At 68.5% G+C, this 26,238-nt stretch carries 22 protein-coding genes and 1 tRNA gene; 13 read left to right on the forward strand and 10 right to left on the reverse strand.

All coding sequences use genetic code 11. The annotated features are described in order from the left end of the window. From Q0V34_RS16380 to Q0V34_RS16395, 4 genes are all read left to right on the forward strand, one after another. A partial coding sequence (locus tag Q0V34_RS16380) for an OmpA family protein (protein WP_297513939.1) occupies positions 1 to 421 on the forward strand: 421 nt, incomplete at its 5' end. Positions 422 to 849: 428 nt separating this feature from the next. After that, positions 850 to 2,727, forward strand: a complete 1,878-nt coding sequence (locus Q0V34_RS16385) for a ribonucleoside-diphosphate reductase subunit alpha (protein WP_297513942.1) — start codon at positions 850 to 852, stop codon at positions 2,725 to 2,727. 208 nt (positions 2,728 to 2,935) lie between these two features. Then, on the forward strand, positions 2,936 to 3,865 hold the full coding sequence (locus Q0V34_RS16390) for a lipid A-modifier LpxR family protein (protein WP_367272077.1): 930 nt from the start codon (positions 2,936 to 2,938) through the stop codon (positions 3,863 to 3,865). 86 nt (positions 3,866 to 3,951) lie between these two features. Continuing rightward, positions 3,952 to 4,290, forward strand: coding sequence for a hypothetical protein (locus Q0V34_RS16395; RefSeq protein ID WP_297514027.1), 339 nt, complete (start codon positions 3,952 to 3,954; stop codon positions 4,288 to 4,290). A 37-nt stretch (positions 4,291 to 4,327) separates the two neighbouring features. Here the strand turns inward: Q0V34_RS16395 and Q0V34_RS16400 are convergent, their stop codons facing one another. The 4 genes from Q0V34_RS16400 to Q0V34_RS16415 all read right to left on the reverse strand — a co-directional run bounded on the left by Q0V34_RS16400 (position 4,328) and on the right by Q0V34_RS16415 (position 8,715). Beyond that, complete coding sequence (locus tag Q0V34_RS16400) at positions 4,328 to 5,743, reverse strand: M20/M25/M40 family metallo-hydrolase (RefSeq protein ID WP_297513948.1); 1,416 nt, start codon at positions 5,741 to 5,743, stop codon at positions 4,328 to 4,330. 127 nt (positions 5,744 to 5,870) lie between these two features. Next, positions 5,871 to 7,136: a patatin-like phospholipase family protein gene (locus Q0V34_RS16405; RefSeq protein WP_297513951.1), complete on the reverse strand. Its 1,266-nt coding sequence runs from the start codon at positions 7,134 to 7,136 to the stop codon at positions 5,871 to 5,873. 4 nt (positions 7,137 to 7,140) lie between these two features. Further along, positions 7,141 to 7,827, reverse strand: a complete 687-nt coding sequence (locus Q0V34_RS16410) for a hemolysin III family protein (protein WP_297513954.1) — start codon at positions 7,825 to 7,827, stop codon at positions 7,141 to 7,143. 117 nt (positions 7,828 to 7,944) lie between these two features. After that, entirely contained in the window at positions 7,945 to 8,715 is a 771-nt protein-coding gene (locus Q0V34_RS16415) for a sulfite exporter TauE/SafE family protein (protein WP_297513956.1), read from the reverse strand. Between the two features lie 95 nt (positions 8,716 to 8,810). Between Q0V34_RS16415 and Q0V34_RS16420 the strand changes: the two genes are divergently transcribed. Further along, the gene (locus tag Q0V34_RS16420) at positions 8,811 to 9,461 is read left to right on the forward strand and encodes a glutathione S-transferase family protein (protein ID WP_297513959.1); all 651 of its coding nucleotides are present in this window, start codon (positions 8,811 to 8,813) and stop codon (positions 9,459 to 9,461) included. Here Q0V34_RS16420 and Q0V34_RS16425 read toward each other — a convergent pair. The 3 genes from Q0V34_RS16425 to Q0V34_RS16435 all read right to left on the reverse strand — a co-directional run bounded on the left by Q0V34_RS16425 (position 9,458) and on the right by Q0V34_RS16435 (position 12,652). Further along, the gene (locus Q0V34_RS16425; RefSeq protein WP_297513962.1) at positions 9,458 to 10,168 is read right to left on the reverse strand and encodes a CPBP family intramembrane glutamic endopeptidase; all 711 of its coding nucleotides are present in this window, start codon (positions 10,166 to 10,168) and stop codon (positions 9,458 to 9,460) included. The two genes, Q0V34_RS16420 and Q0V34_RS16425, sit on opposite strands and share 4 nt — an antisense overlap. Before the next feature lie 60 nt (positions 10,169 to 10,228). After that, a complete protein-coding gene (locus tag Q0V34_RS16430) occupies positions 10,229 to 11,278 on the reverse strand; it encodes a helix-turn-helix domain-containing protein (protein WP_297513964.1) in 1,050 nt (349 codons plus the stop codon). A 678-nt stretch (positions 11,279 to 11,956) separates the two neighbouring features. Further along, positions 11,957 to 12,652, reverse strand: a complete 696-nt coding sequence (locus Q0V34_RS16435) for a glutathione S-transferase family protein (protein ID WP_297513967.1) — start codon at positions 12,650 to 12,652, stop codon at positions 11,957 to 11,959. Between the two features lie 134 nt (positions 12,653 to 12,786). Here Q0V34_RS16435 and Q0V34_RS16440 point away from each other — a divergent pair, with 134 nt between their 5' ends. Continuing rightward, positions 12,787 to 13,827 carry a ribonucleotide-diphosphate reductase subunit beta gene (locus tag Q0V34_RS16440; protein ID WP_297513970.1) on the forward strand — a complete coding sequence of 347 codons (1,041 nt, stop codon included), beginning with the start codon at positions 12,787 to 12,789 and terminating at the stop codon, positions 13,825 to 13,827. An 84-nt stretch (positions 13,828 to 13,911) separates the two neighbouring features. On the opposite strand, the gene Q0V34_RS16445 is transcribed toward Q0V34_RS16440, so the two are convergent. Then, positions 13,912 to 14,235, reverse strand: coding sequence for a hypothetical protein (locus tag Q0V34_RS16445; RefSeq protein ID WP_297513973.1), 324 nt, complete (start codon positions 14,233 to 14,235; stop codon positions 13,912 to 13,914). A gap of 305 nt (positions 14,236 to 14,540) precedes the next feature. On the opposite strand from Q0V34_RS16445, the gene Q0V34_RS16450 reads away from it, so the two are divergent. The 6 genes from Q0V34_RS16450 to Q0V34_RS16475 all read left to right on the forward strand — a co-directional run bounded on the left by Q0V34_RS16450 (position 14,541) and on the right by Q0V34_RS16475 (position 20,946). After that, entirely contained in the window at positions 14,541 to 15,332 is a 792-nt protein-coding gene (locus Q0V34_RS16450) for an ABC transporter permease (protein WP_297513976.1), read from the forward strand. A gap of 10 nt (positions 15,333 to 15,342) precedes the next feature. Continuing rightward, positions 15,343 to 16,095, forward strand: coding sequence for an ABC transporter ATP-binding protein (locus tag Q0V34_RS16455; RefSeq protein ID WP_297513978.1), 753 nt, complete (start codon positions 15,343 to 15,345; stop codon positions 16,093 to 16,095). Next, positions 16,092 to 18,563, forward strand: coding sequence for a glycoside hydrolase family 99-like domain-containing protein (locus tag Q0V34_RS16460; protein WP_297513980.1), 2,472 nt, complete (start codon positions 16,092 to 16,094; stop codon positions 18,561 to 18,563). Before Q0V34_RS16455 ends, Q0V34_RS16460 begins: the two co-directional genes overlap by 4 nt. Before the next feature lie 5 nt (positions 18,564 to 18,568). Next, positions 18,569 to 19,579, forward strand: a complete 1,011-nt coding sequence (locus Q0V34_RS16465) for a glycosyltransferase 61 family protein (RefSeq protein WP_297513983.1) — start codon at positions 18,569 to 18,571, stop codon at positions 19,577 to 19,579. Next, positions 19,576 to 20,736, forward strand: a complete 1,161-nt coding sequence (locus Q0V34_RS16470; protein WP_297513986.1) for a DUF563 domain-containing protein — start codon at positions 19,576 to 19,578, stop codon at positions 20,734 to 20,736. Before Q0V34_RS16465 ends, Q0V34_RS16470 begins: the two co-directional genes overlap by 4 nt. Before the next feature lie 133 nt (positions 20,737 to 20,869). Then, positions 20,870 to 20,946, forward strand: a tRNA-Arg gene (locus Q0V34_RS16475). A 314-nt stretch (positions 20,947 to 21,260) separates the two neighbouring features. Here Q0V34_RS16475 and Q0V34_RS16480 read toward each other — a convergent pair. Continuing rightward, positions 21,261 to 23,390, reverse strand: a complete 2,130-nt coding sequence (locus Q0V34_RS16480) for a TonB-dependent receptor (protein WP_297513989.1) — start codon at positions 23,388 to 23,390, stop codon at positions 21,261 to 21,263. 167 nt (positions 23,391 to 23,557) lie between these two features. On the opposite strand from Q0V34_RS16480, the gene Q0V34_RS16485 reads away from it, so the two are divergent. Next, positions 23,558 to 23,764 (forward strand): hypothetical protein, encoded by a 207-nt coding sequence (locus tag Q0V34_RS16485; RefSeq protein WP_297513992.1) that lies wholly within the window; start codon positions 23,558 to 23,560, stop codon positions 23,762 to 23,764. Between the two features lie 322 nt (positions 23,765 to 24,086). Here Q0V34_RS16485 and Q0V34_RS16490 read toward each other — a convergent pair whose 3' ends face one another. Beyond that, on the reverse strand, positions 24,087 to 26,084 hold the full coding sequence (locus Q0V34_RS16490; RefSeq protein ID WP_297513995.1) for a TonB-dependent receptor: 1,998 nt from the start codon (positions 26,082 to 26,084) through the stop codon (positions 24,087 to 24,089). Between the last annotated feature and the right edge of the window lie 154 nt (positions 26,085 to 26,238).

The following is a 26,238-nucleotide window of genomic DNA, read 5'->3' on the forward strand; positions in this document are numbered from 1 at the left end:
CCCGCCGCCGCCGCCTCCCCCGCCGCCGCCGCCTCCGCCTCCGCCGCCTCCCCCGCCGCCGCCGCCTCCGCCGCCGCCGCAGTATGAGGCCCGCGAGTTCATCGTGTACTTCCCGTTCGATCAGTCGATCCTGACGCCGGAAGCGACGTCGGTGGTCACCGAGGCCGCGAAGTACGCCAATGACGGTCACGCGACCAAGATCGTGGTCGTCGGTCACACCGACACCTCGGGCTCGGCCAAGTACAACATCAAGCTCTCGGAACGCCGCGCCAAGGCCGTCGCCGACGCTCTGGTGGGTCAAGGCGTCGCCGCTGGCGCCCTGGCCGTGGACTGGAAGGGTGAAAGCGCTCCGGCCGTCGCCACCGGCGATGGCGTGAAGGAACCGCTGAACCGCCGTTCGACGATCTCGATCAACTTCTAAGATCGAATCGACAGACCGATTGGGAGGGCCTGGCGGCGACGCCGGGCCCTTTCTTTTTGTCCGGACCCTTGGCGCGGCCGGCGGGGTCGGAGCGCCGGCGCGGGCGGGCCGAGGCGGCGTACGCCAAGCGGGCCGGGACGCGGCCCGCGACGCGCCTGTGAACGAACGACGTTGTCCGGGGGCGGATGTCCGAGGGCCTCTTGCGACGGTCTGTCGCGAGTGAAAAAAGTTCGTCGAGGCAACCCCTTGTCCCGCCTAGGCAAGTTGCCCCCGTTCACAGCTTGTTAACGAAAAACTCGCGTTCGGGCCGTTGACGAGTCATTCACCAGTGTGGCCCCATATTTGGGTTGAGGGGGCTCCTCAGCCACAAGATATAGCGGCTGGCGAGGATATTTCCTTCTCCGGAACACGCTGATTGAGCATGGATTTTGGTCATGAACGGCAGTGAAGCGGTGAAGTCGAACGTCCGTAACGAGGCCCGTCTGGCGGCGATCAAGCCCGCCAAGCGCCCGCAGCTGGCGCTGGTGCGCAAGGTCGAGGTCGACCGCTCGCGCGACGCCCTGCTGACCGACTTCGGCAAGACCACGCTGGAAGACCGCTATCTGCTGCCGGGCGAGTCCTACCAGGACATGTTCGCGCGCGTCTCCACGGCCTTCGCCGACGACGCCGACCACGCCCAGCGCGTCTACGACTATATGAGCCGCCTGTGGTTCATGCCGGCGACGCCCGTGCTGTCGAACGGCGGCGCCGACCGCGGCCTGCCGATCAGCTGCTTCCTGAACGCCGTCAACGACAGCCTGGACGGCATCCTGAGCGTCTGGAACGAGAATGTCTGGCTGGCGGCCAACGGCGGCGGGATCGGCACCTACTGGGGCGGCGTCCGCTCGATCGGCGAGAAGGTCAAGGGCCAAGGCCAGACCTCGGGCATCATCCCGTTCATCCGCGTGATGGACTCGCTGACCCTGGCGATTTCGCAAGGCTCGCTGCGTCGTGGCTCGGCCGCCGTCTATCTGGACGTCCACCATCCCGAGATCGAGGAGTTCCTCGAGATCCGCAAGCCGTCGGGCGACTTCAACCGCAAGTCCCTGAACCTGCACCACGGCCTGAACATCACCGACGAATTCATGTTCGCCGTCCGTGACGGGACGAAGTTCGGCTTGCGCTCGCCCAAGACGGGCGAGGTGCTGCGCGAGGTCGACGCCCGCGCCCTGTGGCAGAAGATCCTCGAACTGCGCCTGCAGACCGGCGAGCCCTATCTGATCTTCTCCGACAGCGTGAACCGCGCCATGCCGTCGTTCCAGCGCGAGCTGGGCCTGCAGGTGCGCCAGTCGAACCTGTGCAGCGAGATCATGCTGCACACCGGGACCGACCACCTGGGCAACGAGCGCACCGCCGTCTGCTGCCTGTCCAGCGTCAACGCCGAGACCTTCCTGGAGTGGCGCGACCACCCGACCTTCATCGAGGACGTCATGCGCTTCCTCGACAACGTGCTGCAGGACTTCATCGATCGCGCGCCCGACGCCGCCGCGGCGGCCGCCTACGCCGCCATGCGCGAGCGCTCGGTGGGCCTGGGCCTGATGGGCTTCCACAGCTTCCTGCAGAGCCAGAACGTGCCATTCGAGAGCGCGCTGGCCAAGAGCTGGAACATGCGGATGTTCAAGCACCTGCGCCGCGAGGCCGACAAGGCCTCGATCGCGCTGGGCCAGGAGAAGGGCCCGTGCCCGGACGCCGCCGAGCGCGGCTCGATGGAACGCTTCTCGCACAAGCTGGCCATCGCGCCGACGGCGTCGATCTCGATCATCTGCGGCGGGACCAGCGCCGGCATCGAGCCGATCCCCGCCAATATCTACACCCACAAGACCCTGTCGGGCTCGTTCGCGGTGAAGAACCCCTATCTGGAGAAGCTGCTGGAGGAGAAGGGCCAGAACACCGACGCGGTGTGGGGCTCGATCCTGGAGCACGAGGGCTCGGTCCAGCACCTGGACTTCCTCAGCCAGGACGAGAAGGACGTCTACAAGACCGCCTTCGAACTGGACCAGCGCTGGGTCATCGAGCTGGCCGCCGATCGCACGCCGGAAATCTGCCAGAGCCAGTCGGTCAACGTCTTCCTGCCGGGCGACGTCGACAAGTGGGACCTGCACATGCTGCACTGGATGGCGTGGGAGCGGGGCGTCAAGTCGCTGTACTATCTGCGCTCCAAGTCGGTGCAGCGCGCCGCCTACGCCGGCGCCGAGGACAAGGCGGCGACGAGCGGCTTCGACGCGCCGTCCAAGACCGACTACGAGGAATGCCTGGCCTGCCAGTAAGCGGCGAGGCGACGAAGATGCGAACGGCGGCGCGATGCGGATCGCGCCGCCGTTTTCTTTCGTGCATCGCCCAGGAACGCATCGCCTGCCCGCCGATTCACCACGCGCGCTTTCGTCGCGGTGGACAGACGGCCACAAGCGCGTAGGCTGGCCTTCCGTTGGGATTGGGGAATCTCGGATGCGGACCGCTGGGGAGCGAACCGTCCTTGTGCTTTCGGCCATCGCCCTGGCCGTCGTGAGCGGCCGCGCAGCCGGCGCGGCCGAGACGACCGCCGCCGGCGCCGGGGGCAAGGCCCCGGCCGTGATGTCCTTCCAGGTCAAGCCCGAGAGCCCGCGGCCGCTGAATCTCGCCAGCGCGGTTGGCTTCCTCGCCCGCGACGTCGACGCGCCCGAGGCGCGGATCGACGGGGGCTTTTCCGTCACGCCCGCCCTGGCGGGAGACGCGCGCATTCTCGACACCGACCGCTTCTACGAGAGCGCCGGTCCCGTCAGCTGGCGGTCCAACGGGTTCAGCCGTCAGGCCGAGCCCGGCGGCCCGATCGACTCCGTGCGGGTTTCGGTCGCCGGCATCGCGCCCACGGCCGCCTTCGCGCCCTTGACCTTGGTTCGCCCGGACCGCGACGGCTACGAGGTGCGCGATGTCGACGTGACCGTCACCCGTGGCTGGCCCTCGGTGGTCAGCCTGGAGGGCTCCAGATACGCGCTCGACGTCACGCCGCACGCGGGCCTCGGCTTCGGCGGGGCCGGCGGCTCCGCGGAGGCGGGGGCCACGCTGCGTCTGGGCAAGAAGCGGAACATGAGCGACCGCGTCCACGAGGCGCTGGGCGTCCATGACGGGGCCCAGACCTTCGGCGACCGTGGCCGGTGGTACATCTTCGCGGCCGCCAGCGGCCGGGCCGTGGGCCTGAACATGCTGCGCGGCCAGAACGGCGACTGGAGCCGCGCGGGCCTGACCCAGGACACCACCAGCAAGCTGATCGGCGACAGCCAGGCCGGCGTGGCGTGGCGGCGCGGGCCGATGCAGGCCTCGCTGGGCTATATCCACCGGTCGATCAAGGCCAAGGACGGCATCATGGGCCTGGCCACCCAGAAGGACGACGTCGTGGCCCTGTCGTTCAGCCTCAAGCCGCGCTGGTAGGGCCGCGCGCGCCGTAAAAGCTTGTGTTCCGGACGGCTTTCATGCAGCTAGCCGGGGTTCCCGTCCACGAGCCGCCAACCGACGTCATGAGCGACAGCGAGCCCCCGCGCCGCAAGACCCTGAGCCTGAAGAGCCCGGTAGCCGCCCCCGGCGGGCCGCCGCCGCTCGAGCGCATGGTCAAGCCGTCGGCGCGCACGACGGTCTTCACGCCTCAGGCGCCGCAGCCCGAACCAGCCCCGCCCCCGCCGACGGGGGACTGGAAGTGCAAGCCCTGCGGCGCCCGCTTCGATCCGCCCGCCGAGCTGGCCGACACGGACTCCGTCCGCTGCCCGGCGTGCAACGCGCGCCTGGGCCTGGCCGCCGACTTCCGCGCGGATCCGCCGAACGTCGCCAAGCTGCGGGCGCGCTGGCTGAAGAAGGCGTGAGCCGAAGCCTGCGCCCCCTTCGCTCGCGAGCCTTCTTCTAGTCGGCGTCGGCGTAGATCTTCACCAGTTCGGTCAGCAACTCGCGACCCGTATAGAGCGCCCGCACCGCCAGGCGCTCGTTGAGCCCGTGCGTGCCGTTGCCGTCCGGATCGCCGAAGGTGCCCGGCGGGCCGTAGGACGGGATGCCGATCGCCTCGAGGAAGATGCCGTCCGTGGCGCCGGTCGACATGGTGGGGACCAGCGTCGCGCCCGGATAGTACTTGGCGACCAGCTTCTCGGCCGGGCCGATCACCTTGGGGTCCAGCGGCGGCGGCTTGGCCAGCGGTCCGCGACCCGGCCTGGCCGTGACCTTGACCTTGGGATCGTTGATCGCCGCCACCAGAGCGGCTTGCACGCCCTCGACGGTGTCGCCGGGGAAGACCCGGCAGTTGATGTTGGCGGCGGCGCGCTGGGGCAGGGCGTTGTCGGCGTGGCCGCCCTCCAGCCTGGTCGCCACGCAGGTGGTGCGCAGCATCGAGTGGTAGCTGCGGTCGGTGTTGACGATGGCCTCGGCCGCCTTGTCGGTCGGGTCCTTGGACAGGGCGACCATCGCCTCGCCCAGGTCGTCGCCCCGCGCCGCGCCGGCCCGGGCGAAGAAGGCCTGGGTCGTCGGGCTCATCCGCAGCGGGAATTCCAGGTCGCGGATCCTGGCCAGGGCGTCGGCCAGCTCGTAGATGGCGTTGTCGCGGATCGGGACCGAACTGTGGCCGCCCGGATTGGTCGTCTCGACCTTGAACTGCGCCACAGCCTTCTCGCCGACGTGCATGCCGGCGGTCAGCACCTTGCCCTTGCCGTCGGTGCGCCCGCCGCCGCCCTCGTTCAGCGCGAAGGCCGCGTCGATCAGGTCCGGCCGGTTCTTGGTCAGCCACTCGGCCCCGTTGAACGGCGACCCGCCCTCCTCGCCGCAGGTCAGGGCCAGCTTGATCGCGCGTTTGGGGCGATAGCCCTGGGCCTTGAAGCGGGTCATGGCGTCGATCCAGATGGCGTCCATGGCCTTCATGTCCGACGTGCCCCGGCCGTAGAAATAGCCGTTTTCCTCGATCAGCTTGTACGGATCGCGCGTCCAGTCCTCGCGCTTGGCCACCACCACGTCGAGATGGCCGAGCAGCAGCAGCGGCTTCAGCGTCTTCGACGTTCCCGGCAGCACGACCACGATGCCGCCTTCCTTGGGATAGTCGGGAACGGAAAAACGCGTGATCTGGCCGTCGCCATAGCCCGCCGCGCGCAGCCGGACCTCGATCTTGTCCGCCAAGGCGGTGCAGCTGCCGGTCGTGACGCTGGTGTCGGTCTCGACGAGCTCCTGGTAGAGCGCCCGGAACGCTGCCTGATCCGGCCGCAAGGGCGCGTCCTGGGCGCGCGCGGCCAAGGGCGCGGCCAAGGCCAAGGTCGTCAGAAGTCCTGTCGATAACCGCATGAGCGCCCCTCCTGTTCGTCAGGGCGGCATCGAAGCACGGCCGGCGACGCTTGAGAACCGTCCGGGGGCGATCAACCTCGCCGCGCCCAAGGGGTGAGCAGTTTCGTCCGCGCCGCCGCCGACCCCGTCAGGGCTCCAGCGGCGCCTCGACGCCGACCGGCCCCGGCTGGTCGCGGATCATCACGCCCGTGCCGGCGGTCGCCATCGGCGGGACCTGCTTCTTGAAGAGCCCGCGCCAGAGGCTTTGCTCCTCGACCGCGCTGGTCCAGGCCGCGCCGTCCAGCGCCTGGGCGTGGCCGGCGTCATAGATGCTCCGCATCAGCTCGGTCTCGAACTTCAGCAGGTTCGTGCCCTCGAAGGCGGTCGGGATCGAGGCGACGCTAAGCGGCAGGTTGTGGCGCGTGCAGAAGCCGGCGGCCAGGCTCAGGGCCTGTCGGTACGAGAACCGCAGCATGGTGTCGAAGCTGCGGCTCATGATCGAGGCCACGCCGGGCGGGGTCGACTGGGTCGACGGATCCAGCACCGTATTGACGATCACATAGACCCGGCCGCGCCGGAAACGGGAGCCGAGGTTGCGCCAGTGCAGCAGGGCGTCGGGCATCAGGAACAGCGGCGCGGCCACCCCGCCGTCGACATGCATCTCCTGATAGCGCTCGCCGCCGACCTCGACCTCGATCAGCTTGGGCGGCAGGATGCCGGGCACCGACGACGAGGCCACCAGCAGGGTGCGGAACAGCTTCAGCGCCTCGTCGCCGCCCTGGGCGGCGATCTGGCCCATGTCCCAGACCACGGCGCGCTGGCTGTCGAGATTGGTGGTGGCGATCAGCAGGCGCCGGCCCTTGCGATGCTCGACGCCGATGGCCTCCAGCATCTCGTGGTCGACGAAGGCCTCGACCAGGGCGTCCAGGGCGTCGCCCTTGAAGATGCTGGGGCCCAGCGCCGGTCCGAGGCGCCGGAAGCTGAGCAGCTCGGCCGCGTGGCCGCCGACATAGGCGTCGGTCAGCCGCTCGTCCCAGGCCGGACCCAGGAAGGCCAGCGGCGCGATCAGGGCGCCGGTGCTGACGCCGGTGACGATGGCGAAGTCTGGCCGGCGTCCGGCCTTGGTCAGACCGGCCAACACGCCGGCGCCATAGGCGCCGCCCGACGCGCCGCCGGAGAGCGCCAGGATGTTGAACTCGTCGCGGCCCAGCAGCGACCGCGTCGGGGCCAGGCGATCGGCGCAGAGCCTCAGGGTGTCGTCGGCCTGGTCGACCGTCAGCCGCACGCCGGGAAAGCCGGCGGCCTCGACATGGCGCTCGACCGGCGGCGCGGGCAGGCGCTTGCCACGCAGCGGGTCCGTCGACTTCCAGTCGCGGAAGAAGCCCTGACGGCTGATCTTGCCCGCCGGATCCAAGGGACTACCGCGCGCCGGCCAGCACCACCCCGACCAGGACCGCCGCGTAGTGCAGCCCCGCGCCGCCGATGACGTGGCCGTGCCAGATCGCGCGGCGGAACTTCAGGCGACGCATCAGGTAGAAGATGGTTCCGGTGGAATAGACGAGGCCGCCGATCGCCAGCAGTAGCAGGGCGGGCCAGGACAGGCCCTCGATCATCGGCTTGATGGCGACCAGCACCAGCCAGCCGAGCGCGAGGTAGAGGCCGACCCAGAAACGCTTGTCCAGGCCCGGCAGAAAGAGCTTGGCGAACACGCCGACGGCCGCGACGGTCCAGACCGCCGTGGTCATGCCGATCGCCCACCAGCCGTGCAGGTTCTGGGTGGTGAACGGCGTGTAGGAAGCGGCGATCATCACGAAGATGCCGGCGTGGTCGAAGCGGCGCAGCAGCGGGCGCCAGCGGGCCTTGGCGAAGTTGTAGGCGGTCGACAGCGAAAGCATCAGGATCAGGCCGACGGTATAGACGCTGACCGCGGCCACCTGGGCGAGATTGCCGAGCCCGAAGGCCAGGCCCAGCAGGATGCCGCCGCCCAGCAGGGCGCAGGCCAGACCGGCCAGGTGCACGATCAGGTCGGCGCACTTGGCGGCCGGCGTCGGATAGTGCGTCGCCGGCTGCGCGACGACGAGGTCGGTGGTGGTGGTCCCGGTCATGGCCCCGCTCGATGCGATTTGCAGTACGTCCGAACGCTAGGTTCGTTCCGTGACATATAAGCGTCGATCATCGTGGCCGGGAAAGGGCGCGCGGGCCACGCCGAGCGCGAAATCGGCTCAAAAAAGCAGGCCCCGCGCGCCGTCGAAGATGAGCTTGCCGCCGACCGCCACCAGCAGCAGGTAGATGACCTTGTAGAAGCCCTCGGCCGGCACGCGGCGCACCAGCCAGACCCCGGCCCAGGTCGAGGCGATGGCCAGCGGCAGCAGCACCCCGGCCGTGGCCAGCACCTGGGGCGTGAAGGCCCCCAGGGCGATATAGGCCGGAACCTTCATCCAGTTCACGGCGGCGAAGAACAGGGCGCTGGTGCCGATGAACGTGTCGCGCGGCAGGCGGCGCGGCAGGACATAGATCTGGAAGGGCGGTCCGCCGGCGTGGGCGATCTGGCTGGTGAAGCCCGCCGCCGCGCCGCACAGCACGCCCAGCCACCGATGGCCCGGGACGGCCTCGACCTGGTCGGCGGCCTTGACCGCCCGCTCGGCCCACAGCCTTTGCAGGGCGAAGGCCACCGAGATCAGGCCGACGGCCAGTTCGACGGCGGCTTCCTTGACGAAGGCGGCCAGCGCCCAACCCAGGAAAATGCCGACCGCCGCCGCCGGCAGCATCAGGATCAGGAGGGCCTTGTCCCAGCTTTTGCGGAAGGCCCAGACGCTGACCACGTCCTGCACCAGCAAGATCGGGAGGGTGATCGAGGCGGCCATCACGGGCGAGACGGCCAAGGCCATCAGCGGCACGGCCACCACCCCGATGCCGGCGAACCCGCCCTTGGCCAGGCCCAGCAGGATCACGGCGGGAATCGCCACGGCGTAGAACAGCGGATCGGTCAGCATCGGCGCCTGCTTATCAGGCGCGCGCCCCGTCGTCCCGCGTGTCGGAAACGCCTAGGCTGGCGCGTCCTAGGGGCGACGAAAGCCAGGAGACCGCCATGACCGCGACCATCACCGCCTTCAAGGCCTCGCCCGATCGCGGCCGGGGCCTGGCGCGCGACATGCAGGTGCGCTGGGCGCTGGAGGAGGTGGGCCAGCCCTACGACGTCCGCCTGGTGACCTTCGCCGAGATGAAGGCGCCGGCGCATCTGGCCCTGCACCCGTTCGGCCAGATCCCGACCTACGAGGAGGGGAGTCTCTCGCTGTTCGAATCCGGGGCCATCGTGCTGCGCATCGGCGAGTCTCATCCCGGCCTGCTGCCCGCCGATCGCGACGCGCGGTCGCGGGCGATCATGTGGATGTTCGCCGCCCAGGCCACCGTGCAGCCGCCGATCGTCGAGCTTACGATGTCCGCCATGCTGGAGCGCGACGAGCCCTGGTTCGCGACGCGCCAGCCGAGGCTGGAACAGGCGGTCCGCGATCGGCTCTCCCAGCTGTCGGCCCGGCTGGGCGAGGCCGACTGGCTGGACGGCGACTTCAGCGCCGGCGACCTGATGATGGTGACGGTGCTGCGGCGGCTGGGCTCGTCGGGGATCGTGGGGGACTATCCGAACCTGGCGGCCTATGTCGCGCGCGCCGAGGCCCGGCCGGCCTGGGCGCGGGCGTTCGCGGCGCAGCGGGCGGTGTTCGAGGCGGCTTCCAATCCCTAGAAGAACAGCGACGCCGCGTTGCCGAAGTTGTGCATCAGCACGGGCAGGACGAGGCTTCCGGTGCGCAGCCGGATCCAGACGGCGATGAAGGACGGCCCGGCGGTGAGGGCGAAGACCAGCGGCTCGAACCCGACCTTGCCGTGCGAGACGTCCAGGGCGTGGGCCAGGCCGAACAGGGCGCAGGACAGCGCCGCGCCCCAGCCCCAGTCGACGCCGAGAAACCTCACCCTGCCGGCGAAGGCGCGATCCAGGACCAAAAGCAGGATCCCGCGATAGAAGGCCTCCTCCTCCAGGCCCGGCATGGTCAGTTGGAAGGCCTTGGTCTCCAGCGTCGAGGGTTCGTTCGGCGAGACGAGGGCCAGGCCCAAGAACAGCAGGGCGTAGAGCGTCGCGGCGATCAGCGGCGCCTTCAGGTCGGTCTGGCGGACAGTCAGTCCGCTCGCTCGCCAGCCGAAGGCGGGCAGGCTGGCGACGGCCAGGGTGGCGGTCAGCGCCAGGATCTTGCCCTGCCAGTTCCAATGGCCGGGGATCAGGTTCGGCGCCAGGTGATAGACCCGCGTGAGCAGGGCGTCGTTCAGCACGACGAGGGCGGCCGCCGCGCCGAGCCATCGCCACGATACCCCGCCGGGGCCTCGCCATACGGCGATGACCCCGCCCGCCAGAAGAAGCAGCGCCACGATCGCGCCGATGCTCAAGATGCCGTCCATGACTGGCCTCGCGTTCAGATCGAGGCTTGGCCCTAGCCCGCCGCCGGCCGGGGGCGCTTCTCAAAAGACGGCGGGGCGTTCCTCGGGAGTCGGCGGGCCGCGAAAGGCGCTGGGCGGCCGGCCCTCCAGCGTCTGGAAGGCGCGGTTGAACGAGGCCAGCGAGGCAAAGCCGCTGTCCATCGCGATGGCGATCAGCTTGTCGTTGGCCAGGGCCGGGTCGGCCAGCCGGCGCTTGGCCTCGGCCACGCGCAGCGCGTTCAGGAACGCACGGAAGTGCGCGTGCCCCAGGCGGTGATTGATCAGCTGACGCACGGCGCGCTCGGGCGCGCCCATCCGCCGCGTGAAGTCGGCGAAGGTCAGGTCGGGTTCCAAATGGACCTTCTCAAGCTCGACCAGCACCCGCAGGCGTTCGGCCAGGCGGGCCTCCTCGCCCCGGGCGGGCAGGGCGGCGGGCGCGGGGGCGTTGGCCGGGGCGGGGACGGGCAGCAGGCGCAAGCCCAGCCAGACGGCGAAGGCCAGCAGGGCGGCGTTCTGGGCGATGGTGAAGCCTTGCGGTTCCCAGTCGAGGCCCATGATCAGGTCGACCAGGAAGTCGGCGCCCAACTGGCCGGCCAGCAGGACGACGACCAGCAAGCGCGCGCGCCGGCTCTCGTCCACCAGGTCGCCCGAACGGTCGCGGACCAGCCGCCAGATCAGGTAGGCGAGCATCGAAAGGCCAAGGCCGATCAGCGCCCAGGACAGGCCCTTGCTGGCCAGGCCCGGCCCAAGCAGGCCGCGATCGGCGCTGGCGATGACCAGCCAGGCCAGGCCCGCCGCCAGCACGCCGCCGCGCGGCCGGAAGGTCGGGTCGAAGCTCGCCAGGCAGAACCACCACAGGAAGACGGCCGCGTAGCCGGCGATCAGCGCCGCCGCGTGGCTCAACGGCCCAGCCAGGCGCAGCGTGGGCTCGGGCGTGTTGCCGGCCAGGAAGCCGACGAGGCACAGCGCCATCGGCGCGAAATAAACCCCGACCCGCCGCGTGCGCGGATCCCGCGCCAGCAGCGCGCCCAGCGCCAGCAGCAGGGTGGCGCCCGCGACGCGCGTGATGACGTCCAGCTGGCTGAGGTCCATGGGGTTCCGCGATCGTGATCCTTCTCTCGACGGAGAAGGCGGGGGAGGGTGAGGGTTTCTAGAGCTTCCGAGGCGCGCTCCGCCAGAGCCGCAACCCAAATCCCCCGTTCTCCCCGGCGAATGCCGGGGCCCAGATCGAGTCCGCCGACTCCGAGAGATTGTCGCGGACGAATCGCGCATTCACCCCAACCGCTCCGGATGAATCTGGGCCCCGGCATTCGCCGGGGAGAACGGAGTGGGGGTAAGAGGCGTGAGCTGCCTTCTCCCCCAGAGAAGGAGCCCCCTAAGTCTCACGGCGAGACGATCGCAGGGCTGATCAGGTCACTCAAGGACCGCCCTCCGGGCGGCCGCCGCGCGGCGACGCGGAGCGTCGTCCTTGACTGACCTGCTCAGCCCTGCACGCTGCGGCCTCCAAGAGATTTAAGGATCGCACCCGACCGGGGCGGTCGGGTCTGGTGAGGCATGTCCAATCTACAGGGGCGGGAGTATCGTAGCGCTTGTGTTCTATACAGCGAGGACGGCCTGAGAGCCGTTGACATCCTTGAGTTCAAAGGCGGCGAAACCTACCTCGACGAGCGGGAGTTGAACGAAGACGGCGCGTTCCTGAACAGGCACTCTGGCCGGTTGGTCGGCCCGTTTGCATCGCCTGATGAAGCGGAGGCGTTCGTCATCTCCACTTCATGGTTCTGCGGAGGCCGCTAGGCCCGCCGACCCCAACCGCTCCCACCCGTCAAAGAACGGAAACCGCTTCTCCCAGAACCCCGCCAACCTCGGATCCGCGTCCACCCGCTTCACCACCTCCGCCATCTTCGGCGCCGCCTCGTAGAACCGCACCCGCCGAGGCCCCCAGCGGCTCAGAACCGTGACATAGAGATCGAGCACCGTCAGTTCGTCGCCGAGCAGATACCGCCCCGGCGAGACCTGCGCCTCCATCATCCGCCAGCAGTCGACGATCCGGTCCTTGATCGCGGCCTTGACCATCGCTTGAAGCGCTTCGTCTTCGCCCACCAGCCGCGAGGGCTCGTCGCTGATCCAGTAGAGCGCATAGATCGAGGCCGGGATGAAGGTCATCCAGCGCAGGAACTGGGCGCGGGCCGGGTCGTCGGTCGTGGGGGCCAGGCCCGCCTCCGGATAGCGGTCGGCCAGCCAGATCAGGATGGCGGCGCTCTCGGTGATCGTCTCGCCGCCCGGCGTGACCAGGGCCGGAATCTGCTTAAGGGGATTGATCGCCGCGACCTTGGCGCGCTCGGATTCCCCTTCCCAAGTCGGGGCTTCGATGACCGAATAGGGCTGCCCGATCAGGGTCAGGGCCGCTTCGACGGGCACGGAGCCCGAGCCAGGCGCGCCATAGATGGTGTATGCTGGGTTAACCATTGATTAGCAAACTACCCACAACATGTTGTGTGCCGCGACCAACTGACCACTAGATGATCCGGTTGGGTGCGTTACCAAGAGAGCCTATCTCGTCCGCCACGATTCGTGTCCGTCCGCCCTTGGAGCCGCTGTCGATGTCCGCCAAGCTTAACGCCCTGCCTGGCCTGATGATCCCCTCGGGCGGCTACAAGCCGTTCCGTTATCCGTGGGCCTACGACTTCTGGAAGAAGCAGCAGCAGGTCCACTGGATGCCCGAGGAAGTGCCGCTGGGCGAGGACCTCAAGGACTGGGCCGTCAAGCTGAACGACAAGGAGCGGAATCTGCTGACCCAGATCTTCCGCTTCTTCACCCAGTCCGACGTCGAGGTGCAGGACAACTACATGGAACGCTACGGTCGGGTGTTCAAACCGACCGAAGTGAAGATGATGCTGGCCTCGTTCGCGAACATGGAGACGATCCATATCGCGGCCTACGCCCTGCTCCTCGAGACCATCGGCATGCCCGAGACCGAGTTCTCGGCGTTCATGGAATACGAGGCCATGAAGGCCAAGCACGACTACATGCAGACCTTCGGCGTCGAGACCAACGCCGACATCTGCCGCACGCTGGCCATGTTCGGCGGCTTCACCGAGGGGCTGCAGCTGTTCGCCTCGTTCGCGATGCTGATGAACTTCCCGCGCTTCAACAAGATGAAGGGCATGGGCCAGATCGTCTCGTGGTCGATCCGCGACGAGAGCCTGCACTGCGACGGCATCATCAAGCTGTACCACGCGTTCAACAAGGAAACGAACGCGGTGACCAAGGCCGTGGCCGACGACATCGTCGACTGCTGCAAGCACGTGGTCGGCTTGGAGGACAAGTTCATCGACCTGGCCTTCGAGGCCGGCGACGTCCAGGGCATGACCCCCGACGACATCAAGGCCTATATCCGCTTCATCGCCGACTGGCGCCTGCGCCAGCTGCAGCTGCCGGAAGTGTATGGGGTCAAGGAAAACCCGCTGCCGTGGCTGCAGTCGCTGCTGTCGGGCGTCGAGCACGCCAACTTCTTCGAGGCCCGCGCGACCGAATATTCCAAGGCCGCGACCAAGGGCCAGTGGCACGGCGCCGACGGCGTCTGGACCAGCTTCGACGAGATGATGAAGAAGCGCACCGAGCAGACGCTGCCGGCGGAATAGGCGGCGGCGTCGCCGAGGCCTCGAGGGCGGGATCCGAAGCCGGGTCCCGCCCTTCGTCGTTTTGTCCGGCCGTTCGAGCGAGCGTCAGTGGTCCTTGGCGTAGGTCTTGGCGAGATAGGCCTGGACCTCCTTGGCCTCGGAGTCCGTCAGGTCGGCGCCGTTGGCCCGCATGCGCTGGATCACGCCGGCCCATTCCTGCGGCGTGTGGCGCGCCTCCGTCACCTGGCCGAGTTCGTGGCAGCCCTGGCAGGCGCGGGCGACGATCGCCTTGGCGGGCGCGGCCGGCGGAGCGTCGTCCGCCTTGGCGGGCTTTCCGGGTTCCGCGACGGCCAGGACGGCGAGGGCGACCAGCGCCGCCGAGACCGGCGGCGCCGTCAGTGCGGTCTTGAACGGCTTGGCGCGGGACATGGTCTCGACCTCAGGCTGCGAATAATGGCGCTGGTCTCATCCTAAGCGGATTTCCCCGCGAATTCATGTCGCTTCGGCGGCGGCGACGGCGCGCGCGTCGGCGGCTAAAGTTTTTACGCAACTTATCGGCGGCGGCGTTCGCAAACCGATTGTCGGGCGGCTCGGGGCTCTGTAAGCAGGCCCCTTGCCGGCGCCGATGGCGTCCGCCCAGCGCGGCCCGCCGCGCCTTGGGCGCTCTCTTTTAGGCGGCCTGTTCTCCGCGTCGGACGCCGTCCGAAGCGGACAGGTCTTGCGGAAGGTTTGGAATGCCGAGTCCCCTGATGGCGGCTCTGAAGGACGTGGGAGACGGCATCCGTCTCGCGCCGCTGTGGTGGCGGCTCGGCCTGGACCAGACCGCCTCGCGCTTCCAACGCTCGATCCTCGGTCCGTTCTGGATGGCCTGCAACCTGCTGGTCGTGGCCTTCGCCCTGGCCTTCCTCGTCAGCATGCTGATGGGCGTCGACGTCATGAAGAACTATCCGCAGATCGTGGCGGGCCTTCTGGCGTGGTCGCTGGTCGGCACCACGCTCGCCGAGGCCCAGGCCATCTTCCTGATGAACGCGGGCCTGATGCAGAGCCAGCGCCTGCCGCTCAGCTTCTACGTCTTCCTGCACGCTCAGAAGGCGGCGACGAACTTCCTGTTCCAGGCGATCGCGTTCTGGGCGGTGATGCTGATCATCCGCCGGTTCGCCATCCCGCATTGGACGCTGGTCCCGGCCGTCGCCCTGATGCTGGTCATCGTCTGCCTGCAGGGCTTCATCATCGCCATCCCGTCGACCCGCTTCCGCGACGTGGCCTACATGATGAGCTATGTGGTCCAGTTGCTGTTCTACGTCACGCCGGTGTTCTGGTTGACGGCCAATGTCAGCCCGGGCAAGCGCCATTGGGTGGAATTGAATCCGCTGGCGCATCAGGTGGAGCTGTTGCGCGCGCCGCTGATGGGGCACGCGCCGGCGCTCGCGGACTGGATCTGGACCTTGGGCACGGCGGGCGTGCTGGCCCTGATCGCCCTGATCCTGCTGGCCATGTTCCGCAAACGCGTGGTCTTCTGGCTGTAGGAGCGGGCGGATGACGCATCGGATCACTCTGAAGAACGTTGACCTCGACTATTTCGTCTACAGCCTGCGCTCGCAGTCGCTGCGCAGCGCGGTGTTCAACCTCGCCGTGGGCGGCAAGATGTATAAGGCCGCCGGCGACGTGGCGGCGGTCAAGGCGCTGCACGACATCAATCTGGACATCGTCGAGGGCGACCGCATCGCCCTCGTGGGTCACAACGGCTCGGGCAAGACGACCCTGCTGAAGGTCATCGCCGGCATCTATCATCCCACCCGGGGCGAGCTCTCGATCGACGGCGACATCACCTCGATGATCGCCATCAACGCGGGCCTCGACATGGAGGCCACGGGCCTTCGCAACATCCACAAGCTGGGCCTGATGCGGCGGCTGTCGCGCAAGGTGATCGACAGCCGCATCGACGCCATCGCCGAGTTCTCGGGCCTCGGCGACTTTCTCCATTTGCCGGTCCGCACCTATTCGGCCGGCATGCAGGCCCGGCTGATGTTCGCCGTGGCCACCGAGTTCGAGGCCGACATCCTGGTGCTGGATGAGTGGCTCAGCGCCGGCGACGCCGCCTTCGTGCAGAAGGCCGCCGACCGCATGCACCGCATGGTCGAGGACGCCAAGATCGTCGTCCTGGCCACCCACGACCACGATCTGGTCAAGCGCGTCTGCAACCGCGTGTGCGAACTGCAGGCCGGCAAGATCGCCTTCCTCGGCTCGACCGAGGACTGGCTGGCCTATCGGGACGCCCAGGCCGCATGAGCGAGCGGTCGCCCCAGGGGGTCTCCGGCGTGCTGAAGCCTGGCCGCGATGTCGTGGCGCGGGGCGTCGACGCCGAGGGCCGCGCGATCCTGGCGGCGGCGGACGGCGATCCGCAGATGCTGTGGCGGCCCAGTCGCGCCGAGCGCGCGGCGCTGCGCGGCGCCAAGGCGGTGCGCGTCGACGTGAAGCTCCAGGCGACCGAGCAAGAACTCGTGCGGCCCGCGCTCTACGCCGATTGGGGCGACGGCTTCTCCGAGGACTCCCATGCGCGGCTCAAGGCCGGACCCGACGGCTGGTTCGCCGCTCTGCCGGCGCGAAGCTGGCGGCTGAACGGCCTGCGGCTGGACCCGTCGGAACGCCCCTGCCAGTTCACCGTCTCGGACTTCAAGGTCACCCGGATCGGCGATCTGGGCCAGGACCCGCGCGGCTGGAAGGGCGCCGCGATCCAGACGATCAAGCCGCTGCTGGGACCCTTGCGCGGCCCCCTGGGCAAGGCTTGGCGGCGAGGCCGCGAAGCGCTGCGAAACGCGCGAGGCCTCCATCGCCCCGGCGGCGAGGCGGGTCCGGTCCAGGCGACCTACGCCCACGCGATCCAGGTCGCGAAGAACCTGCGCAGTCCCCACTACGCCGCCCCGATCGCCGCGCCGATCCATCTGCCCGACGACGCGCCCAAGATCGTGGCCTTCTACCTGCCGCAGTTTCATCCGTTCCCGGAGAATGACGCCTGGTGGGGCAAGGGCTTCACCGAGTGGACCAACGTCTCCAAGGCCCAGCCCCAGTTCCTGGGCCATTATCAGCCGCGCTTGCCGGCCGATCTCGGCTTCTACGATCTGCGCCAGCGCGAGGTGATCGCCCAGCAGATCGAGCTGGCCAAGGGCGCCGGCGTCCACGCCTTCTGCTTCCACTACTACTGGTTCGCGGGCAAGCGGCTGCTGGAGAGGCCGCTGGAGCTCTTCCTGGCCGATCCGAGCCTGGATCTGCCGTTCGCGCTGTGCTGGGCCAACGAGAACTGGACCCGGCGCTGGGACGGCGACGAGAGCGACATCCTGATGGGCCAGGACCACTCGCCCGAGGACGACCGCGCCGTGTTCGAGGACATGGCCCGCCATATCCGCGACCCGCGCTATCTGAAGGTCGGCGGCAAGCCGCTGCTGGTGCTCTATCGGCCGGAGATCCTGCCGGACGCCAAGGCCACCACCGACCGCTGGCGCGACCAGGCGCGGGCGATGGGGATCGGCGAGCTGCACCTGCTGTGCACCACGGCCTTCGGCTTCCAGGACTACGCGGCTCATGGCTTCGACGGGATCGTCGACTTCCCGCCGCACGCCATCGTCGAGGGCGAGATCACCCGGCGGGTGACCCCGCTGCATCCGAACTTCACGGGCAAGGTCCATGACTATCCGACGGTGGCGCGGCACAAGCTGGACGAGCTGGCCGCCGTCGACGCCGCTTTCGTGCCGGGGGTCATGCCGGGCTGGGACAACCAGGCCCGCAAGCCCTGGGCGGGTCATGCCTTCCACAACGCCGATCCCGAAAGCTATCTGGGCTGGTTGTCGGGGGCCTTGGCCCACGCCCAGGCCAAGCATCCCAAGGGCCAGGCGATGGTGTTCGTCAACGCCTGGAACGAGTGGGGCGAGGGGGCCTATCTCGAGCCCGACCGCTGGTTCGGCCACGGCTATCTGCACGCCACCCGAACGGCCCTGGCGGCCTATCTCCCGCGCCTGACCGACGCTCATCCGGTCATCGCCAAGGCCCAGTCCGGCTTCGTCAAGCGCGCCCGAGCGGTGACCCTGCTCCACCTGTTCTATCCCGAGCTGATCGACTGGTTCGCCGAGCGCCTGGCCGCGACCGCCGACGGTCTCGATCTGATGATCACGGTTCCCGACAGCTGGAGGCAGGCCGATCTGGCCCGCGCCGCCCGAGCGTTCCCGACCGCGCATCTGGCCGTCGCCGAGAACCGGGGGCGCGACATCCGGCCCTTCGTCGAGAGCCTGCGCCGGGCGCGCGGCCTGGGCTATTCGGTGTTCTGCAAGGTGCACTCCAAGCGCTCGCCGCACCGCGAAAAGGGCGACGCCTGGCGGGCGGAACTGGTCGACGGCCTGCTCGGCGGCGAGGCGGCGGCGGCGGCCCTGCGCGCCTTCGACGAGGATCCTAGGCTGGGTCTTCTGGCGGCGTCCGAGGCGCGGATGCGGCTCGGCGATCCCGACATCATGGACAACAACCGCCCGGCCGTGGCGCGCCTGTCCGCGCGGCTGGGGCTGAAGCCCGTCCCAGAGACACCGTTCGCGGCCGGCTCGATGTTCTGGGGACGGACGGAGGCCTTCGCGCCTTTGACCGGCCTCTCGGACGCCGAGATCGGCTTCGAGCCGGAACTGGGCCGCGTCGACGGCACCACGGCGCACGCGATCGAGCGGCTGACCGCCGCCATCGTCGCGCGCGCCGGCTATCGCGCGAGCTTCGAGCTGTGAGCCGCGTGGGCCGGCTCGTCCGGCGGGTCGACCGGCGGCTGAAGGCCCTGGCCCCCGCGCCCCGCGGCGCGCCGACCGGGGTTCCCCTGACCATGGTCGCGGGCGGCGCGGGCATGTATCGGAATCTCTGGTACGCTCCCGGCGCCGGCGTGGCGTTCGACGATGCGGGCCAGGTCTTCGCCAGTCTCGCGCGGCCGGTGTCGAGCCTCGGGGCCGATCTGTCGCGCCTGCCCCACGTCACGCCGCGCGAGGCCGTCAACCTGTTCACCGCGCCCACGAACGCGCCCGAGATCGCGCGGGGGACGCTGTTCGCCGACGGGCGCGGCCTGCGCAACTATGCGCGTTTCCTGCTGGCCAATCTGCCCGCCGTCCTGTCGCTCGACGCGCCCGCGCTGATGCCCCCGCCCACGCGCTGGCAGGCGGATCTGCTGGATCTGATCGGCGTCATGCCCCTCGTGGTCGACGCGCCCCTGGTTCGCGTGGGCGAGGCGCTGCTGCCGCCGGAACCGGGCTTCCCCGCCGCGATCGACCCGCGCGTTCTCGAGATCCGCGACCGCGTCGCGGCCAGGGTCGAGGCCTGGAGCGAGCGGGAGCGCGTCTATCTCAGCGGCTATCACGCCGCCCGCGCGGTGATGACCGACGAGGCGGCGTTCGAGTGGGCGCTGGCCCAACGCGGCTTCGTGATCATCCGGCCCGAGACGCTGACCGTCCGCCAGCTCGTCGGGGTGCTGCGCGGCGCGCGCCTGGTGGTGTCGGCGTCGGGGACGGCCCTGGCGCACCTGTTGTTCTGCGCGCCGGGCGCCCGGGTGGTTGAGATCCAGCCGCCCGGAACCAGCAGCGCCTGGGGCCGCATCCTCGCCGAGCTGATCGGCGCGGAGTGGCATGGCTTTTCCGCCTCTGGACCGCGCGCGGTGATCGACACGCCGCTGGACCCCAGCCCCCGACCGGACACCGCCTTTTCCTGGAGCGTGGACGAGGCCTTCCTGCCGTTCCTGGACGCCTTGGCGCCGCCATGAGCGTCTGCGTCGATCTTTCCGGCGCGGATCGCCTCCCCCTCGCGCGCGCCCTCGCCGGCGCGGAGCGCGTGGCGCGCGCGCCCTTGGTCGCGGGCGGTCAGCCGGTTCGCCCGCGCGCCCTGGCCTGGCCCTGCGCGGGCGAAGCGCTGAACCTGCCGCACGCGCCGGGCGACCTGGCCGCGCCCGATGTCGACCTGCTGGTCGTCCGCCGCGCGGTGGCCGGCGGCGCGGGGGCTCACCTGAAGCTCGACGACCGCTTCGTCTATGCCGACGATCCGTACCCGTACTATGTCCGCCACTGGTGCGAGCACGACATCGCGCGGGCGGGTTGGGACTTCGACGCGCCGGTCGCCAGAAGCCTGGATCGCGCCTTCGTCATCACCCACTTCAACTATGTCTGGGGTCACTGGCTGACCGAGATGTATCCGAAGCTGTTCGTGATCCGCGCGCTGAACGCCGCCGGGGTCGTCGCGCCGCTGCTGCTGCCCGCGACCGCGCCGGCCTACGTGGCCAGGATCGCGCGGCGGATGCTGCCGGACCTGGAGATCGTCACCTACGATCCGCGCGACGAAGCGGTCGAGATCGGGCTCGCCCTGCTGCCGCCCATGCTGCACCGGAACTACGTGTTCCACGATCTGCTGCGCTGGGGCCTCGAACAGGAGGCGCTGACCTCGCCGCGGGCGGGCCGCCCCGAGGCGATCTTCGTCAGCCGGGGCGGGGTCCGCGCGCCGACCGCCTTTCGTGAGATGGCCAACGAGGCCGAGATCGAGGGGATCGCCCAGGAGATGGGCCTTGCCCTGTTGCGGCCCGAGACCCTGCCCTGGGAGGAGCAGGCCCGGATCTTCGCCGGCGCCCGTCTCGTCGCGGGCGAATTCGGCTCGGGCCTGCACAACGCGCTGCTGTCGCCCGAGGGCTGCCAGGTCGTGTCGTTGAACTGGGTGACGGACGTGCAGTCGCGGATCGCCAATTTCCGCGGCCACGACGTCGGCTACATCCTGCCCACCGACGGCCGGCCGAGGCTGTTCTCGGTCGAGGCCCAGGTCAACCAGCCCTTCACGATCGATCCCGCCGACTTCCGCCGCAAGCTGGCCATCGCGCTGGAGCGGGCCGAGACGCGAGCGGGCATGGCGGGCTGGAACGACGCGCCCGACGTTTAGGCGCCCCATGCGGCGCCTTGTCGTTTCCGGCGAGGCCTCGAGCCCCGGTGCCCGTCCAAATCGCGCGGCGCGGGGATGACGGGGTTCGCAGGCCCGTCATCTTGCGCTATGCACCCAAGCCCGCGACGCGCGCGGCCCGGTAGCTCAGCAGGATAGAGCAGCGCTTTCCTAAAGCGAAGGTCGGGGGTTCGAGTCCCTCCCGGGCCGCCAATAAAAATGTCGTTCCAACTTAATACGGACCCAATTCCAACTTAAGGCCGCCAATAATGCGAGGCGGTCGCATATGGGCGCCGAGGAGTGCGTAGCAGCGCCATTTGCTGCCGTTGGCCCGTCTCCAGGAAAGGGACATTCAGCGCCCTAGGCGCAGGAGTGAGACCGATCCGTAGCGGACCACAATGAGAATGGTAGAGCTTACCTTAAGCTGCGTGTCCTGCGGAGCCATCCACTCGTCCCGCCCGAGCCGATAAACGCGCTAAGATCGCATCTTCGATTACTGTTCTTCAGGTTGTCTCCTTAGTCAACTCCTAGGATCCTGCCGCCCCATAATCAAAACGATCGTCAACTCGCCCATTGCGGCGTCCCAGGGCGTAGGAGAGCGAAAGGGCAAATCTTCTGGCCATCGTTCGGCGTTCGGTTTGATAGTCAAAGTCCAGGCCGCGGACGTTCTCGCGCGTGGAGGCGTTGTCGAAGACATCCGCTACGGTCAGGGTCGCGAACAGACCGTCACCGAGTTTGCGGCGATAGCCTGCGTTGACCACGCGGAAGGCTTTGCGATCCCGCTGCTGGCCCAAGTTGGCGGCCAGTTGGACGACGCTGACCTGGATGAAATCGACTGCCGAGACTTTCCAACTGAGGTTGGCCTGCGCCGCCGGCGTGGTGTTGCGCCGCGTTGGAAGCCCAAGCTCGGGCCGTGGCTCGACCTTGTTCCAGCTGTACTGGCCCGTCAGCTTGTAGGAGACGGTTGAACCCAGCGATCCACTCGTGACCAATTCGACGCCACCCGTCGAGAAATCGCCGACGTTGGACTTGATTTCGAGCACGGAGCCATCCGTGAGCAAGGTGGAGGTGGCCTCGATCCTGTCGGTCTTTTTGCGATAATAGAGGGTGGCAAGGTAGTATCGCCCCCCCTTGTTGCGCTCGAGTTCGAGTTCGTAGTTACGCGATTTTTCCGGGCGCAAGTCACGCCGGCCGCTCGTGTACGAGAGCAGGCCGGAAAACTTCGCGAATTCGTCGTGGTCCGCGGGCCTGGGACGATCGACGCGTTCGGCGAAACTTCCGCCCAGGCTCCAGTCCTCATTCAGAGCGTATCGTAAGTGCAGCGAGGGATAAAGATCGACGTCTTGTCTCGACAGCCGGATCCCGTCCTGCTGGATCTTCCAGTCCGAGATTTCGAACCGCGCGCCTGGCTCGAACTCAAGCTTGCCCGCGGTGCGCTTGTAGGTCGCGTAGACTGACCCCGTTGTCCGGCGATATCGGAACGGATCGCTTCTCAGAAGCGCCAGGCCGCCGCGCTCGTCATAGCCGGTGTCCGCTTCGAGACGCTCAAGGTCGTTGCCAACCACAAGCTCCCCGCCGTTCAGAGCGTTCTTGTATTCGGCCTTGAGGGTCAGCGTTGTCTGGTCCAGCGACCGGCGCATGGCCTGGGTCCAATCACGGGCCGGGCTCAGAGCGTAGATATAGCTCTGGTTTTGAGCTTGATCCTCTGTCTGGCGCGACAGGCGAAGCCGCGTCAGCAGATAATGGTCTTGGCCGGACAAAGCATGGCGCAGGCTGACGGCGCCCCAAGCCAGGTCCCCGTTCCAACGGTCGTCATTGGCGCTCTGGAAGCTGTCGGCCCCAGCGCCGGAGCGGCGGCTTCCGTCGTAGGCGCCGGCGGTCTCGTTATGCTCCTGGACGCCAAAATATCCAGCTTCGAACGTCGCCTTGTCCTTGGGGTTTAATTGCCAACCCAGGTTCAGCGACCCTTCCGTCTGTTGGTTTCGCCGGTCGCTTTGGCTGGAGTAGCGATCTTGGTCCGGACTGACGCCGGAATGGAACGTCCGGGCCGTCGCCTGACTCTGCGTCAGCTTTCGAAGACGATGACTGGCGGTCCCCGTGAAGGAGAGCGGACCTTGGTTGGTCGTCTGGCTGATGCTGGCGTTATAGCCGCCCTTCGACGTCAGGCTGGCGCTCAGGTTGGTGGTGGATTGCCCTTGGCGCGCCGGTCGCGAGACCAGGTTGATGACGCCTGCGCCGCCTTCGGCCCCGAACGCGGCGGAGGGATTGGTCATCACCTCCACCCGACTAAACTGCGTGGCGCGCATCTGCTGCAACGCGTTGGCTTGGTTGCCGCCGTTGAGCTGCGGCGCCGGTTGGCCATCGATCAGGATGGTGACGCCGGTATCTCCCCGTAGCTTGACGACCCCTTCGGGATCCACCGACACCGAGGGAACGTTGGCCAGAACGTCGGCAATGGAACCCGACTGGTATTGAAGATCGCTCTTGATGTCATAGCTGCGGCGATCGACGGCGCTCTTCACGCGCGCGTTGCCAACGATGGTGACGCCCTTCACCTCGTTGGCCGGCTCACGTCCGGCCTGCTGGACTGGCGCGGCTAGCGTAGCCTGATCGCTCAACGCCGCCGCCGCGACGAACGCCACAAGATCAACAAGCATGTCCCCTCCGCAGGCGCCGTTGCGTGCGCCTTGCCGCCCAACCTTCCTCCTAAGGGGGAGTGCAGCCTTCGCACAATTTATAATTTTGTAATTTGCAATGCTATTATAGATTGTATCGCCGATCGGCACAGCTTGACCGACTTCAACCTTAGGAGAGGGGGACTAAGATGACGTACGATGTGTCTCGGATTGAGATCGGCAGCGATGGCCGCGTGGAGCTGAACGATCAAGACCTCCTAGCCATGGAAGGCCTCTACGACGTCACCACGGCGGGCGGCGGCGACGAGTCGATGAACGGGTCGGGGTGCGTCAACGATGGCGACTGCTCCACCACGAATAACAGCGAGCGGTGCACCAACACCGGCCATTGCTAAAGCCAGACAGGGCCTAGGCCTCACGGCCGATAGCTTTGGCGGAGCGCGCCGAGATGCGCTCGCAGCGACCGCTAGAGCCACGCTGACGGACGCCAGGCCTGATGTTGCGCCCGGAAATCCGCTCCCCCCCGAGACGGCGGGGTTTTTCTTGCGCCGATCGATAGAGCTTATGTTGCGAAGACGGGAGCTAAGTGCTCCACGAGCATGTTCTCTAGGCTCGACGCGTGGCTCAGCGAGTCCGGCGCCGGCGCCGGCGTGGTGGTCGGGGTCGCGGCGCGACCAGGCAGGGGATCCTGGCTTCTGGTCGCGCCGCGCCGGCGCGTCAGAACTTGGCGCTGAGCACCAGGCGCACGTCTCGGCCCGGCATGATCACCGAGTCCTTGTTCAGCGCCGTGGCGTTGCGGATGGTCTCGTTGGCCAGGTTGTGGCCGACCAGCAGGAGCGTGACGCCCGGCTTGGCCTTGAACGGCCGCCAGCGGACCTGGGCGTCGACCGAGGTGTAGCCGTCGGTCGCCAGGTCGGCCACGCCGACGTGATCCTGCTTGGAGACCGCCAGCACCAGGAAGCTGGCGTCGATCGGGCCGTTCTCCCAGTCGAGGCCGCCGCCGATCCGGCCCGGCTGAATGCGCGGCACGTCGCCCGCGCCGCCGGAGAACTTGGCCCGGACATAGTCGCCCAGCGCCTGGCCCGACAGCTTGCCGCCGGCCACGTCGGCGAGGGGGAAGAAGGCCTTGGCTTCCAGGCCCCAGAACCGCGCGTTGCGCTGGCTGTAGTTCAGCTCCTTGAGGCCGTCGGAAGCCCCCACGGCGCAGGTCCCGTCCTCGTCGCACAGACGTCCGGTCAGGGCGCCGTAGATGTAGTTGTCGAACCGCGCGGTCCAGGCCGAGGCCTCGATGCGGCCGGTCCCGCCGAACTTGTAGCGCGCGGTGGCCTCCAGCGAGTTGGCGCGCTCGATCTTGAGGTTCGGATCGCCCGTCTCGTAGGTCCCGGGACCATCGTGCGGCCCCTTGGCGAAGAGTTCGGTCTGAGCGGGGGCGCGCGCCGCCGACGCGGCCGTCAGGCCAAGCCGAAGGGCGTCCGAGGCCTGGTAGGTGAAGCCGGCCGAGACGCTGACCGGCGTATAGGCGCGCCGCGTCTGGACGCCGGAGGCCGGCGTGCCGTCGATGCGGATATGCTCGACCCGCGCCGCCCCTTGGAACTGCAGCGGCCCCACCGGCGCCTCGACGAAGACGAAGCCGGCGCCGCTGACCGTATGGGTCGGCAGGAGGTAGTTGGCGCCGTCGCCCAGAGCGCTGAACTTGCGGTCCTGGAACTGGACGCCCAGCGCGGAGGCCGACAGCGGGCCCAGGGCTCCGAACAGGGCCTCGGCCCGGCCGTCCCACTCCTTGTTGTTGAAGGTCGACAGCACCTGCATCGTGCTCGGGTCGATCTCGCTGTGGGTGTAGTTCGCGTAGCCGGCGTCGACGTTCAGGCGCTGCGCGACCCCGTCGCCCAGCTTGATCGAGGCGCCGAACGCGCCCTTGTCCTGCTTCATGTTGATGAACGTCGTGTCGGACGGGATGCCGTAGCGGGCTTCGTAGTGTGTGCCGCTGGCGCCGACCCGGCTGTCATCGCCGAAGAAGTACGACGCGCCGCCCGAATAGCCGTTGCCGTGGAACCACGAGTTGGGCTGACGGCCGTCGGGCGTTTCATAGTTGCTGGAGCGGCGGCCGAAGCCGTCGAGGTGCGCGGCGAACGGCCCTTGTCCCGCGTCGAGACTGACCGTGCCCTCGCCCGTCTTCGAGCCCGAGGCGTAGGCGGTCGTGGCCTCGCCCTCGACGCCGTCGATCGGCTTGCGGGGAATGCGGTTGTTGATGACGTTGACCACGCCGCCGATGGCCTGGCTGCCGTAGCGCAGGGTGGCCGCGCCGCGCACGACTTCGATGTCCTGGGCCGCCAGCGGGTCGATCGGCACGCCGTGGTCGGGGCCGACGTCGGAGACGTCCGAGCTGGAGAGGCCGTTCTCGGCCAGCTTCACGCGCTGGGCGTCCATGCCGCGGATCACCGGACGGCTGGCGCCGGCCGCGAAGCCCGTGCCAGCCACGCCTGGCAGGTTACGCAAGGCGTCGGCCAGGCTGGCCCCGCCGTTGCTGAGCACCTGGTCGCGCTTGACCTGTTCGACGATGGTCGCGAAACGGTCGGGATCCCCGCCCAGGGGCGAAGCGGTGATGACCACCTCCGACACCGATGAATGCCCCAGATCCTGGGCCATCGCCCCTCCGGCCCCCGCCAGAACGATCCCGGCGCCGGACGCCGTCAACAACATCGAACGCAACCGCATCGACCTTCTCCAAAAAACGCACGCCACAGCCGTGTATGTTATAGCGTAACATTATCCAAGCGGTTCTTTGGGAGACGCGGTCGACAACGCGCGGATAGAGGTTTTTCGATCACGATGCGCGGCGGGAGGCCATGGAACGAGCAGCGGCGCGTCC

The organism is uncultured Caulobacter sp. (genome assembly GCF_947036865.1).
Taxonomy (GTDB): domain Bacteria; phylum Pseudomonadota; class Alphaproteobacteria; order Caulobacterales; family Caulobacteraceae; genus Caulobacter.

What these genes read in the sequence shown, in the direction of transcription:
- Q0V34_RS16395 (WP_297514027.1), top strand. Translation starts at nt 3,952, where the DNA reads ATGAGCGACAGCGAGCCCCCGCGCCGCAAGACCCTGAGCCTGAAGAGC.
- Q0V34_RS16400 (WP_297513948.1), bottom strand. Translation starts at nt 5,743, where the DNA reads ATGCGGTTATCGACAGGACTTCTGACGACCTTGGCCTTGGCCGCGCCC.
- Q0V34_RS16410 (WP_297513954.1), bottom strand. Translation starts at nt 7,827, where the DNA reads ATGACCGGGACCACCACCACCGACCTCGTCGTCGCGCAGCCGGCGACG.
- Q0V34_RS16415 (WP_297513956.1), bottom strand. Translation starts at nt 8,715, where the DNA reads ATGCTGACCGATCCGCTGTTCTACGCCGTGGCGATTCCCGCCGTGATC.
- Q0V34_RS16420 (WP_297513959.1), top strand. Translation starts at nt 8,811, where the DNA reads ATGACCGCGACCATCACCGCCTTCAAGGCCTCGCCCGATCGCGGCCGG.
- Q0V34_RS16425 (WP_297513962.1), bottom strand. Translation starts at nt 10,168, where the DNA reads ATGGACGGCATCTTGAGCATCGGCGCGATCGTGGCGCTGCTTCTTCTG.
- Q0V34_RS16430 (WP_297513964.1), bottom strand. Translation starts at nt 11,278, where the DNA reads ATGGACCTCAGCCAGCTGGACGTCATCACGCGCGTCGCGGGCGCCACC.
- Q0V34_RS16435 (WP_297513967.1), bottom strand. Translation starts at nt 12,652, where the DNA reads ATGGTTAACCCAGCATACACCATCTATGGCGCGCCTGGCTCGGGCTCC.
- Q0V34_RS16440 (WP_297513970.1), top strand. Translation starts at nt 12,787, where the DNA reads ATGTCCGCCAAGCTTAACGCCCTGCCTGGCCTGATGATCCCCTCGGGC.
- Q0V34_RS16445 (WP_297513973.1), bottom strand. Translation starts at nt 14,235, where the DNA reads ATGTCCCGCGCCAAGCCGTTCAAGACCGCACTGACGGCGCCGCCGGTC.
- Q0V34_RS16450 (WP_297513976.1), top strand. Translation starts at nt 14,541, where the DNA reads ATGCCGAGTCCCCTGATGGCGGCTCTGAAGGACGTGGGAGACGGCATC.
- Q0V34_RS16455 (WP_297513978.1), top strand. Translation starts at nt 15,343, where the DNA reads ATGACGCATCGGATCACTCTGAAGAACGTTGACCTCGACTATTTCGTC.
- Q0V34_RS16460 (WP_297513980.1), top strand. Translation starts at nt 16,092, where the DNA reads ATGAGCGAGCGGTCGCCCCAGGGGGTCTCCGGCGTGCTGAAGCCTGGC.
- Q0V34_RS16470 (WP_297513986.1), top strand. Translation starts at nt 19,576, where the DNA reads ATGAGCGTCTGCGTCGATCTTTCCGGCGCGGATCGCCTCCCCCTCGCG.
- Q0V34_RS16480 (WP_297513989.1), bottom strand. Translation starts at nt 23,390, where the DNA reads ATGCTTGTTGATCTTGTGGCGTTCGTCGCGGCGGCGGCGTTGAGCGAT.
- Q0V34_RS16485 (WP_297513992.1), top strand. Translation starts at nt 23,558, where the DNA reads ATGACGTACGATGTGTCTCGGATTGAGATCGGCAGCGATGGCCGCGTG.
- Q0V34_RS16490 (WP_297513995.1), bottom strand. Translation starts at nt 26,084, where the DNA reads ATGCGGTTGCGTTCGATGTTGTTGACGGCGTCCGGCGCCGGGATCGTT.